Source organism: Pseudoalteromonas sp. 2CM37A, from assembly GCF_023161885.1.
In the GTDB taxonomy this organism is placed as follows: Bacteria; Pseudomonadota; Gammaproteobacteria; order Enterobacterales; family Alteromonadaceae; genus Pseudoalteromonas; species Pseudoalteromonas atlantica.
The window spans coordinates 146,539-159,234 of the sequence record NZ_JALNTJ010000001.1 but is presented as its reverse complement, the minus strand read 5'-3'; the positions used below and the strand labels follow the sequence as shown (position 1 = coordinate 159,234).

Sequence of the window (12,696 nt, the reverse complement as noted above, 5' to 3'; positions counted from 1 at the left end):
AAATTATTAGTACTCATTTACAATACATTCCAAATGTGGAACTTTTTCTCACAGATTTGAATTCACTTCCAAACTGTAGTGACATGCACAATAATGTTACTTTATTAATTTGGTTCGCAATATCAAAAGTTTGTTCGAGCTTCTCATCATATTGCGCAGCTAAATTTAACTCATTCATATATTGAGCTTTGAAATTAGGAGGAAGTTGAGGCCAATTAATTAATGCTATCTGAATGATGCCTGATCTTACTTCAAACTTATAAGGGCCCGTTTTTTTTGCTTGATCTATATACCTTAATACCCGCTGAGAAAGCCCTTCTTGACTACCTACTACTTTTGCAAGTTCCATCCACGTTTCGGACCAAGCCCGTCTATTTTGAAGGGAAGTTAAAAGCGCTTGTTCAATAGCTTTGTAAGCAAGTAACGAATCTTCACTTGTCATATCCTTTAAAGTCAATCCAAGCATTTTTACATAAGCGCTGAGCTGCCAATAATGTGCCTGAGTAGGCTCAAGCTTTAAAGCTAAAGTAATTGCATCATCAGCAAGCTTTAGCTCTGCAGGAGTCATTAATGCTTTAGGCTGCTTTAGAGTATTGACAGCCTTAAAATACCACACATTAGCGCGCATGCTATTTACGCTCTCAATGCTAATAACAAGTATTATAATACCAAGGAAAAAAATATTAACTAACTGCTTGGTCTTAGCCATTAAACAACGTGCTCGTTAAGTGTTTTGGATTATTTACGAATAAATCTTCCGCTTTGTCCTCACCCAATAATTGTTTCACTATTTTTTTTGCATTGCTTAATATGGGTGGACGTCTTTTGATTGAGTGTGCATCGGATGCTATATACCGTACTAAGTTATTTTCGAGCATATTAATACTAATCGCTTTTGCACTTTCGCCCCAGGCCCCCTCTAAACTTGAAGCGGTTAACTGAAAGTCGCATCCTAATTGATTTAATCGTTCAATATAAAAGGGGTTTGCTTGAATCTCTCTATTGCGCTCTGGGTGAGGAATAATGACTCTAATTCCTTGCTTTGCAAGCCAATTAATGAACTTATCATAACCTTGCGGTACATGTGAATGAGGTAGTTCCAATAATATATAATTATCAGAACCAAGAGAGCCAATAAACGGTAGCTTATTTGATAAAACCAATGCCATTAGCTCAATATCAAGCCTAACCTCTGCAGCAACTGCCAGCTGCATTTTGATACCTGCTGCCAAAGCCCCTGCCTTTAATTTTGCAATATCAGTATAAAGGTGGGAAACCGAATTATCAAAACGCCCAATATGAATATGCGGTGTGGCCACCATGTGCGTTATGCCGTCATCTTGAGCCACTTTCAAAAGAGCTAAAGACTCTTGTAAATCTTTAGCGCCGTCATCTAGACCAGGCAAAATATGTGAATGAATATCAAACATACGCGATCACCTACTAAGAACTTGATTGAGCAGGCTTTTGCGAATAATCGTAATAATCGTAATAATCGTAATACCCATGGCTGTGCTCATCTTTTCTTTTACTAATATCAACTTGGTTTAATACTATTCCAGCAACATGGGCCTTAGCTTCAAATAAACGCTCAACCCCAGCCTTAATTGGTTTGATGCGTGTAACATCAGATTTAACAACGTAAATAACGGAGTCAGAACTTTTAGCAATTACTAAAGCATCACTTACCGCTTGTGTTGGTGGAGTATCAATTATTATGTGGTCATATTTTGTTTTTAATACCTCAAGCACTTCATTAAAACGTTGGCTAGATAAAAGCTCAAGCGGATTAGCTGGAATTTGTCCGCTCGGCATAATAGCCACACCAGACTGCCCATCTACATGAACGCACTCGCTAAAATGCTCTGTACCTACTATTAAGTTACTCAAGCCGGGGTGGAATACAGGGATATCAAAGCGCTTCGCGATACTTGGTTTACGTAAATCCGCATCAATTAATAACACTTTACCCATCTGCGCTAATGACATTGCTAAATTAGCTGAGGTCGTGGTTTTACCTTCACCGGGAGTGCTTGACGTGATTGCAATTACTTTAAGTTCACGATCAAGCTGAGTTAACAGTAAGCTTGTACGAAAAGTACGAACTGATTCAGCAAAAAGTCTGTATTTTTCATCTAAATATGCATGAATAGGGAAAGTACTTTTCCTAGGTGTTTTCACATGAGGTAGTAAGCCTAACATGCGCTGAGCAATTTTATCTTCTACATCACTTTTTGTTTTTACAGTATCGTTTAACGCATCAAATACAAAACTCATTACAGCAGCAAAACAAAAGCTACCAACAAAAGATAAAATAATAATTAATTTTTTATTCGGTTTTGATGGACTGTTCGGAGCGTATGCTTTATCTGTAAAGCGAGCGGCAGCCGAGCTAAAATCGCTTGTAACTTCAGTTTCTTTCGAACGAGATAAAAACGTGTTAAATATATTGCGGTTAGTCTCTACCTCACGTTTTAATTGATTATATTTTGTTTCTTTACGAGTGATGTCTTGGTATTCAGCGCGTATTTTTATCAAATCACGCTCAAGTGCGCTTACTGTACGCGTTATACGATTGAGTTCCTTTTCAATACCAGTAACAAGCCCTTTAATTTGCTTATTGAGGTTACTCTTAACGGTAGCAAGTTCTGCTTTTGCGGAGATTATTTTAGGGTGCTTTGGCCCATACACTTCACCTAATTCACTTAGCTTTCTCTCAACAATAACAACGTCTCGTTTTACATTTTGTATGACTTGGTGCGAAGTAATTTCAGGCATACTTCCTAATAACTCTAAATTATTATTGCCATATTCACTAATTACTCGATTGATACTTTGTAAATTATTTTTTTCATTACGAGCAACTATTAATTGCTGTGATATTTGTTCTAGCTCTTGTGTTGCAAGCCCAGCTATACCTTCAATATCCACTAGCTCTTGCTGCTCACGGTAAGCTTGCAGACGTACTTCAGAGTCATCTAACTGAATACGTAATTGAGATAATCGGGTGTTCAACCAACTGGAAGCCTGCTGTGTGATTCCCATTTTAGCTCGCATTTGACTATCTATATACACTTGCCCAACAGTATTGGCCACCAGTGCTGCTAACTTAGGGTCGCTCGATTCAAAGCTGACACGTACCAACTGTGTATTTCGAATTGGAGATACTGACAAGCGTGATTTAAAAGCCCCTAATAAGCTTAGCATTTCACGTTCGGCTTGCTCATCAGGCGAGTAAATAGTGGCTTCTTTTTTATTAATGGGTAAATATGGTTTTAACTCTTGTTTTATTAGTGTCTTTAATTGATTGAAAGCGCTAGGCTTAGCTATAAAGTCTGGATGGCTTTTTAACTCAAGCTTGCGGATAACTTCGCGAGCGATACTATCTGACTTTATTACTTCAAATTGTGTGAGGTAGTATTCTTTTTGATTAGAGTCGAGTCCATATATTTCTTCAAAGCTAACTGCCTTAGCTTGTTCAGCCTCAATAAGTAGCGTAGCTGTTGCAATATATTTTGGTACTAAAGTGAAAGTTATCATGATCGTGAGCAAAGTAATCACACTAGCAAAACTCATAATGCGCCATTTTGCACGCATAACTACTTTTAAATAGGAGCCTAAATCAATAATATCTTCATTATTATTTTTTTCATTTATTTCGTTCATTCATTACTGCCTTGTAAACTGCTTTAAAACAAGCGTTGTTCTATTTTAATTGTATCGCCCGCTGCAATTTGGCTGTTTAAATTTCCCTTTTGTTGCTGCTGTTTTGTTTGCTCTTTAAATATAAAAATTTTATCGACAGATGCTCGCTCAGTTAAGCCGCCAGCAAGCGCTATAGCTTGATTCACAGTCATAGCAGGTTGATAAGGGTAAGCACCAGGATTTTTAACTTCACCATGAATATAGAAGGGTCTGTACTGAATTACTTGTACATAAACATTGGGGTTAACTAGATAATCTGGGCGTAAACCTTTAGCAATTACATGTTCAACCTCTGAGGTATTAAGTCCTGAAAGCGTTACTTTTCCTAAAAACGGATAATTAACCTCCCCGCTATTGCCAAGGAGTGCTGTCACCGTTAAGTCAGGTTCGCCGAATACCTTAATTTCTACTTTATCACCAGCACCTAAGACATAATTTTTGTCACTTTGGGCAAAGCAAACATTACAAACTAGAGATAGTACTAAAAAAAAAACAAACTTCATTTATTAGCCTTTAATGCAAATGTAAAATTAATTCCTACAGTTACTCTGTCATATTCAATTAAATATTGACTAGAGTTTTTATCAACAAAGTCTACGTATGTGGAAACCATACCAAATTTATTTGCCATATAACTTATACCCAAGCGAAGATTTTTAGTTTTATCTTCTCGGCCAATGTTTCCTGTATACTGTTCATTCATATAACTAACTCTAGCAAGTGAGCTTAGTTTATTGCTCCAATCATGACTCCAGTCCACACCATATAGACTTTCTTTAATATAATCCCCTTGCACAAGAGGATCCTTTGCTGAACGACTGGTTCTTAATTGCAGCGTAGAATAACTAAGCGGTTTCCAACTGACAGAAGCCTCCCAGCTTAAACCACTAAAACTCTCACGCTCATTAGCTTCAAAGTCTTTATTCTGATAACCTAACTTGAATGTTCCTGAAGTTATTGCTGAAGCGTCCCACTGTATGCCTCCAAGAATTTTCAGGTCGTTGCTATCTCTCGTTACACCACTACTGGCTAATACGTCATAACGATAGTTTTCTTGTTTAGCCTCTATAAACATTCGAGTAGCTGCTTGAGTATTATAATAACCAGTAATACCAACTAAATATTTATCGTAGTCGCGATATTGTGAGAGCTCTTTAAAATTTTGATATTCTTTACTGAAATACCCCCCCTCAAATGCAATTAACGCTTTGGCGCTTTGCGCACCATATTCGTAACGAGCAGAAGCATTTTTCAATTGATACTTTACTAACTCATCAATATCATCACCAAGACCTTCTGTTAAACCACGACCCCTCTTTTCATATAGCCAATCTATATTACCTTTCATATCAAGACGCTGTTTACTGGTAAACTCTTTATGGATAGCTGTTCCAATATTTACTTGAGTATAATTATCGAGCGAATCTTTATTATGTAATGCGCTATGCGTGCCGATATCTAATTTATAGCTATCAGGTCCGTCTTCAATTGCAGCTTTTAAATTTGGCTCAAAAGTCCAAATTAGGCGTGACTTTTCATCTTCTGGCGTACTGAAAAAGTTATTATTACTGCTGAAGCCGGTCTGAATGGTCGGTGTTATTTTGACTCCACTTTCAGTTATAATACTACCATGTGAAAAGCTAGCAATTGCTGGCAAAGCTAAAAACAGGTTGAAAAAGGTAACTACAAATAAAAGTGTTTTAATATGCATTTGCATTTTTGAACCCTTTAAAAATTGTCATAAAAATAATTTTTATATCTAACCAAAGCGACCAATGTTTAATATAGTGCAGGTCAAATTCAACACGTTTTTCCATTTTATTTAGGGTATCAGTTTCGCCTCGCCAGCCATTTATTTGTGCCCAACCTGTAATACCAGGCTTAGCTTTGTGACGTAACATATAAAACTCTACTTTTTTACGATATTCCTCATTATGCGCAACAGCGTGAGGCCGAGGCCCCACGATAGACATATCGCCTTTTAATACATTTATAAATTGGGGAAGCTCATCTAAACTAGTACGACGTAAAAAGCTGCCCAGTGGCGTGATACGAGCATCATTTTTTTTAGCTTGAGTAACCACATCACTGTTTTCTGTAACACTCATAGAGCGAAACTTCCATACCTTTATCTTTCTGCCATCGAGGCCATAGCGATCTTGTTTAAAAATAACAGGTCCTTGAGATGTTAGTTTTACTGCTAGTGCTAGAGCAATTAGCAAAGGAGAAATAAGCATCAAAATCAACACCGCAACTACTATGTCTTCAGTACGCTTGATAAACTCTCGTGCTCCTATAAAGGGAGATTCAAACACACTTAGTGTATCAAGCTCTCCAACATGTTCAATTCGCGCGTGTATCAAGTTAGAAACTAAAAAATCTGGAATAATATGTACATCAACCGTAGTGTCGCCCAACTGTAACAATATATCAGCAATTCGCTTATCTGCTTTCATTGGTAGTGCAATATATAAAACACCTATATCTCCATTGCGGGCAGCACTTACAGCATCTTGCACTTTCCCTGACACTTCGTATTTAATCGAGTTCTCAAATAAACGTTCTGGTTTTCGGTCGTCGTAAAAGCCTAAGAACCTGAATCCTAATTCATCATTTTTGTTGATCTCATTATATAGGTGAACGGCTGACTCAGTAGCCCCAACAATTGCAACGTTACGTAAATTGATCCCTAACTTTCTCCTATTTCTTTTAAATAAATATGCTGCCAGCCGCCAACCATACATAAATGTTACACTTAGAAGAAACCATAACCCGAGGCCTATTCTAGAAAGCGAGTCGGAGAATTTAAATATAAAAGAAACTAAAAGTAGAAATGAGAATGAGATAAATAAAGCCCCACAAGCACACATTACCATGGTTCTAAACTTCCCTGCACGCCATGACCTGTATGCAGATAAAATTTCAGCGAAATATAAAAAACTCAATGCTACTGTTAATGCAGTAACCATGTATATAGGAGTAAGGTCAATTCCGTAGAATAAAACAGAGAATTGAAAAGCAATAAATAATGCAAAAATGTCGAATAATCGATAAAAATTAGCATCTGAAGAGCCAGTTGGTTTAAATGTCCTTGAAGATGTCATACTATTAATCCTTATAGATATCTTGAAGTGAGAATGCTTACAAAAGCGTAAATTATGTTATATGAGTATATTCAAAGATTCAATAATACAATCCAGTTATACGTGAATTAAAAAAATAAATCAGCATACATACAAAATAAAAATAAATATAAACTAAGCTAAACAAAGTTAAACAAAGTTAAACAAATCTTTCATTCAAAATTCTATTTAGCTTAAAATAAACTAATATTTATAAACGTTTTACAAACAAAACTTCTTCACCTTACCCAGAGCCTGCCACATATTATATTAAAAATCACATTTTCATTTTAATATAAAGTTAAATAACCTTAGGGGTAATAAAATTAAGGTAGCTGGACTCGTCATAAATATTTTAATCAACAACCCTTTATTTAAACCTTTACCAGTAATTACATGCTTTACTAATAAATATGAATATTGTTCTTCAAGTCGAGAAACATTAGATTTAACAATTTTTTTCTGGTTACAATTTAAATTAAAGTGCGTATAGATTTTTCTATAAAATAAAGCTTCGTATCCGATCCTGCTTGCAGCTTCTTTCTTTGACCAGTCAAATGAATCAAAAAATATGTTCACTCCTCTACCACAATAAACACCTTTTTTAAAAGAAAATACAACCTTATTAGAGCTATTTACCAGCTGTAACCAAAGAAAATAATCCTCTCCTGCACTAAGTAATGACTCATCAAAACGGTGATCTTTGAGGTTATCAAATTTATACACTACACTTGAAGTTTGGCTTATATAATATTTTAGAAACAAGCTAAAACAATCCTCACCACTGAGTATTGCAAGCTCTTTTTCTTTATGAATATTGTATTCTTTGCAAGCTCTATCAAAATCATTAAAACAGCCAACTTCTTTAAATAAAGAATGCTCGGAGTCAAAGCGACTATGATCTGAAAAATAAAAATCAGCATTGTCTGCACACAATGCTTTGATTGCAGTCTCTATATGAAAGTCTAACCAACAATCATCTGAATCTAAAAATGAAACCACTGATATATTCTGTTCACTTAGATAATCAAGGGCTCGGTTCCTAGCCGCAGCAGGACCTTGGTTATGTTGCTCGATAACCTTTAGAGTACAGTTTTGAGGTAATATTAACTCATTAACTTCACTTAGTGCTTTAATAGGTGAACCATCATCTACGATAGTAATTATGAATTTTACACCGACAACTTTTTGCTTAAAAATTGAATTCAGCGCATTGAATAAAAGTCCATTTTCTTTTTGATAAAAAGGAATAACAACTCCTACATTTACTATATCCATTATATATTCCTTTATATTACAGCCCATATTAATTCTATTTTAATACTAATTTTATATTATTAAATCACAATACTGTGATAATTTATTCAAAGCCATATCAGCTTTTAACTCAAATATTTTATCATCACTTAACTGGCCACCCGTTTTAGCTAACTTCAACAATTTATCGCTGGCATTATCAATGTAATATTTGTCTGTAAAACTCAAAACTTTAGCGAATTGTCTACTTCGTTTACCAGCCCCTAGCTTACCGGTCATTTGAGACCATGAGTCCTTGATAGATGAACTTGGCATTTGGCTAAACTCTAAATTTATATCCAGTGATTCAGCCCAGTCGAACCATTTATTATGGTGTATCGGAAGTATTGGCTTTAGTGCAACCCAAGGTACCCTTAATGTGTCAGCTAAAATAGTCCCATGCATTGCTTCAGTAATAAGTAATTCAGTTTTGTCTATTTCACTTAAGGAAAATAAAACATCAGGGTTTGTAGGATCTATAAAATTTATGCCCGCATGTGTACAAACTTCCTGCCAATTTCCACGGGTTATGCTTTCATAATGCGGCATAAAACTAACCTTATACTTTTTACTCTGTTTAGGTAGCTGCATAAAGTGCGTTAATATTGCGGCATCGGTAATTGCTAAAGAAGGGTTTATATTTAAAGCTGCAGCAGTCCTTGGCCCTCTTACAAACGCAATATCCCAACTGCTATCATGGACGTCTGGTTTTGGGGTATAACCACCATAACCTGAGCCCATCACTATTTTTTTTGGTTTCTTAGGTAAGTAATCCCACAAAATAGAGCCAATACCTAAAAATAGCTTTGAGTCGTCTTCATCAAAAAAGCTAGGTGAAACTAGCGAATCCCACATATATTTATTTAGCTCATCACCGAAGTTAGGTACGTGACCTGAAAAATAGGTTAATTTCACTTCAAATTTCCTTATAATTTTGTTTATGTGCTAATTTTAAAATAATTTTGTTTTTTGGAAAAATACTTAAGGCGCTTGACGTCAGTTTACCTCCGTCAAAGAGGTACATTAATGTGAAATAGATAACTATAAAGAATAACCCTTCTATAACTATTTCTAAAATTGTTGTCCCTAAATAAAAGATGTTACTTAAACTTAGTGTTAGTAATATACTTATGACAGCACAGATAACAGGTGATGTAAGACTTGTAAGATATTCACTAATAGTTATATTTAATAATTTACAAGAACGCGCCATTGATGCACTGCAATAGGTTAACTTTCCAAGTATCAAAGCGGCTAAAAAGTAATTAAGCCCCCAAAATAAACTTATTGTGGTTAACGGCACTATGATTAAAGACAACTTTAGCTGTAATTTAAACCACCATTTAGCATTGTTGGTTAATAAAATAATATTTTTCTGTGGGATACCTAATATCACAATCATGTAAACGATACAAAACGCTTTAAATATTAATACAGATTCAATCCATTTCTCTGTAAATAAGACAACAAAAATATCAGTTGAATATGCAAGTAAAAAAATAAAAATAGGATATAGAAGCAAAACTGAAAAATAAACAGAGTTTAAAAAACCTTTTTTAAGGTTGCCATTATGTGCTTGCGTTTTCGCCAATATGGGGAAGCTAACTTCTGAGACTGTACCAATAAAAACCTCATTCATTATAGTAGATAACCTTTTTGCCACACTGTAAAAACCAAGCTGTCTATTACCTAATATACTACCAATAATTAGTGACTCATAATGACTTAAAGCAAAAGTAAGGCCATTTGTTAAAGTGGTATATATAGCAAATGAATTAAGCTTAATAATACAATTAAACTTGAATATAAATTTCACTTTATCTCTGGTTGGAATGTACACTACTAAAAAGTTGAAAATGGACAGCACCACCTGTGACCAAATTAATGCCCATATACCATAATCTAAAACAAGTAATGTTATTATTATAGTAGCTGATAAAACTCCTGAAAAAAATGTTCTTAAAGCTAAATGTGCATACTTTTGTTCCTTCAAAAGCACTATATTTAATGTAGCATAAAGCCCATCAAAAATTAGTTTTAGGCAAAATATTGATAAAGCGATATTGAATATTTCTGTCTGGAAGTCGAAGAATGAAACTAAACAAAAAGCGAGTATTAGTAGCACCAATATTATTGAAACAAAAAAGTGGAGCCAAAAAATACTACTAATCGTTAAGGTATCATCTATTTGGTATTTTATTATCGATTCACGCCAGCCAACAGGCATAAAACTACTAGATATATAAATAATTGACAGTGAGAATGCGATTAGACCGAAATCTTCTGGAGCTAAAATACGTGCTGAATACGTAAATACAGCAAAATTAATTATTGGCGGAAAAAACTTACTGACAAATAGCCAAAGAATTCCATAAGATTTATTTATGCTCACTTATTTAATCTTCTTTTAACTACGCGAATGAAAAACTGAGTCCTTAAATTTTTTAAAATAAAAATAAAAGCTGAAAAGGAATTAGTAATAGATTTAATTGTTGTTTTATAGCGCTTATTTTTTATAGATGAATAAAAGCAAATCCATTGAATTTTCATATTAATACTTTTAGCGTGACGTAGTAGTAACTTTCTTTCTTTGCTCGATAAACTTTTTATTTTTGCAAGTGCGTAGTCACAATCTCTTAAATGAATTAAATCAGTTTTACTATGGTTGCCAGAGAGGGAATTTTCTCTAACAACAGCTACATAGCCAGATGCTTCAATTAACTTCAGTTTTGCGCCCAAAATTAAGCAGCGGCAATAGAACTCATAATCTTCACCAAGACGCATATTTTCTTGGTAGCTTAAATTGTATTTTTCTAAAAACTGACGCTTTATGATTGGTTTTATAAACCCGAGCTCTTTTCTAAACTCACCTTTTTTAGTAATGTTTGATTCAATAAAATCTGATAAAGATATTATTGCCGGAAAGTCCTGCCTGTCTCCAAGCATCTTTGTTTTACGTGCTAGCGGGTCAGTTTCATTTATACGAAACTTATCATCAGCAATTAAGTCTTCGCCTTCACTATAAGCTAATAGTTTTTCATAACGACCAGTTTCAATGTAATCATCAGAATCTAACACAGTAACCCATTTTGAAGTCGCCCTAGAAAGGGCAATATTACGTGCCTTCCCGGGACCACTATTCACTTCAGTAGAAAAGATACTTACTTTAGAGAACTTAGCATTTAAACAGGTTAAAACTTGCATTGTGTTATCTGTAGAGCAATCATCAACAACTATCACTTGGTTAACAAATTTATCATTGACTACTGATTCTACTGCTCTAGTAATTGTTTTTTCTGCATTATAAGCAGCAATAATAACTGCTATAGTATCGTTCTCAGACAAAATATATCCCTATTGTTAACTTTTACACTGTTAGCCTTTACAACGTATATTCACCTTGTAGAATTTGCTTTTTTCCAAGTAACCGTTTTTTTACCTGTAATTGACTGTAATATACCAATACCCGCAGCAATATTCGCCATAGTAAAGTATTCTGCAATGGCAGCTATTTTTGAAACAACAGGCACTTTAGGAAATTTTTCAAACCAAGATAATACAGCCATTATATAAAACGAGACTTGCGCTATTAAGATTACTTTAAATAAATAACCACTCTCAAAAATCGCTAAATACACATTAGAAACTAATGCCAACACCATAAATAATAAACTATACCAACGTAATACTTTATGTGAGTAAAGCTTCCATAAATTAAAAAGCGACAAAGTATTTAAACATTCTGATCGTAAATGCTTATAGCTATTATAAGAGCGATTACTAATTCTGATTTTTCTCGGGAATTCTTCTGCGGTACTTTCAGCACCTTTTTCATAAGCAACTATAGTATCATCAAACTTTAGCTTATAACCCTGATTGATAACGCCCATAGACGAGCAGAAGTCATCAAGCACATGCACTGGAAGCTCTCTTAATAAGCTTGTTCTTATAGAAAAAATAGAACCATCTGCACCCATCATTGAGCCAGATAAAGACTCTGATTTTTTAATCATTTCTTCGTATTTCCAATACAAGCCATTACTTTGTGCTGCTCCTTCAAGATCATCGTTTGTATAAATTAATTGACCTGCAACCCCACCTACTTCGTCGTCTTTATAGCACTTTGAAATTTGCAATAATGCATCTTTTTTCAAATAAACATTAGCGTCGGAAAAAACTAAAAAATCACATTCAACACCAGCTAAAGCTTTATTGATTGCGTTAGTTTTCCCCAAGCCATCACTTACTTCAAATAATTCGACTCTTCCAGGATATTTATCTACATAACTTTTGGTTATTGAAACAGTTTGATCTGTTGACGTATCTGATATTACTAGTACTTTATAGCTCGCTTTATCGTAATCTAAAGCCAAGTGGTTTTCGATTTTTTTGCTGATCACTGATTCTTCGTTATGAGCTGGTACGACAATAACGATACTCTTATCATTAGCTGTAAATGTGGTATTTACATACTCTTTTTTAACAGCACCAAAAATGTATATGATTAAAGGAAAAAAAACATATATATATAATAAAATAAATACCGAAATAAAAAATATCACCATCACTCATT

Annotated in this window: 11 protein-coding genes; all 11 read right to left on the bottom strand. The window is 34.5% G+C overall.

Going from position 1 to position 12,696, the window contains the following annotated elements; genetic code table 11:
• Window positions 1-13: 13 nt before the first annotated feature.
• On the bottom strand, window positions 14-709 hold the full coding sequence (locus MTF68_RS00695) for a VpsP family polysaccharide biosynthesis protein (protein WP_248461350.1): 696 nt from the start codon (window positions 707-709) through the stop codon (window positions 14-16).
• Window positions 702-1,430, bottom strand: a complete 729-nt coding sequence (locus MTF68_RS00690; protein ID WP_248461349.1) for a CpsB/CapC family capsule biosynthesis tyrosine phosphatase — start codon at window positions 1,428-1,430, stop codon at window positions 702-704. The genes MTF68_RS00695 and MTF68_RS00690 overlap by 8 nt, the downstream gene beginning before the upstream one ends.
• Window positions 1,431-1,443: 13 nt before the next feature.
• Complete coding sequence (locus MTF68_RS00685) at window positions 1,444-3,666, bottom strand: polysaccharide biosynthesis tyrosine autokinase (protein ID WP_248461348.1); 2,223 nt, start codon at window positions 3,664-3,666, stop codon at window positions 1,444-1,446.
• A gap of 23 nt (window positions 3,667-3,689) precedes the next feature.
• Window positions 3,690-4,208, bottom strand: a complete 519-nt coding sequence (locus tag MTF68_RS00680) for a polysaccharide biosynthesis/export family protein (RefSeq protein ID WP_096739743.1) — start codon at window positions 4,206-4,208, stop codon at window positions 3,690-3,692.
• Entirely contained in the window at window positions 4,205-5,422 is a 1,218-nt protein-coding gene (locus MTF68_RS00675; RefSeq protein ID WP_248461347.1) for an outer membrane beta-barrel protein, read from the bottom strand. The genes MTF68_RS00680 and MTF68_RS00675 overlap by 4 nt, the downstream gene beginning before the upstream one ends.
• Window positions 5,406-6,809 carry an undecaprenyl-phosphate glucose phosphotransferase gene (locus MTF68_RS00670; RefSeq protein ID WP_248461346.1) on the bottom strand — a complete coding sequence of 468 codons (1,404 nt, stop codon included), beginning with the start codon at window positions 6,807-6,809 and terminating at the stop codon, window positions 5,406-5,408. The genes MTF68_RS00675 and MTF68_RS00670 overlap by 17 nt, the downstream gene beginning before the upstream one ends.
• 303 nt (window positions 6,810-7,112) lie before the next feature.
• The gene (locus MTF68_RS00665; protein WP_248461345.1) at window positions 7,113-8,105 is read right to left on the bottom strand and encodes a glycosyltransferase family A protein; all 993 of its coding nucleotides are present in this window, start codon (window positions 8,103-8,105) and stop codon (window positions 7,113-7,115) included.
• Between the two features lie 51 nt (window positions 8,106-8,156).
• On the bottom strand, window positions 8,157-9,038 hold the full coding sequence (locus MTF68_RS00660) for a polysaccharide pyruvyl transferase family protein (RefSeq protein WP_248461343.1): 882 nt from the start codon (window positions 9,036-9,038) through the stop codon (window positions 8,157-8,159).
• A 1-nt stretch (window position 9,039) separates the two neighbouring features.
• On the bottom strand, window positions 9,040-10,515 hold the full coding sequence (locus MTF68_RS00655) for an oligosaccharide flippase family protein (RefSeq protein WP_248461342.1): 1,476 nt from the start codon (window positions 10,513-10,515) through the stop codon (window positions 9,040-9,042).
• Window positions 10,512-11,468: a glycosyltransferase family 2 protein gene (locus tag MTF68_RS00650; protein ID WP_248451178.1), complete on the bottom strand. Its 957-nt coding sequence runs from the start codon at window positions 11,466-11,468 to the stop codon at window positions 10,512-10,514. Before MTF68_RS00650 ends, MTF68_RS00655 begins: the two co-directional genes overlap by 4 nt.
• 50 nt (window positions 11,469-11,518) lie before the next feature.
• The gene (locus MTF68_RS00645; RefSeq protein WP_248451177.1) at window positions 11,519-12,688 is read right to left on the bottom strand and encodes a glycosyltransferase; all 1,170 of its coding nucleotides are present in this window, start codon (window positions 12,686-12,688) and stop codon (window positions 11,519-11,521) included.
• Window positions 12,689-12,696 lie beyond the last annotated feature (8 nt).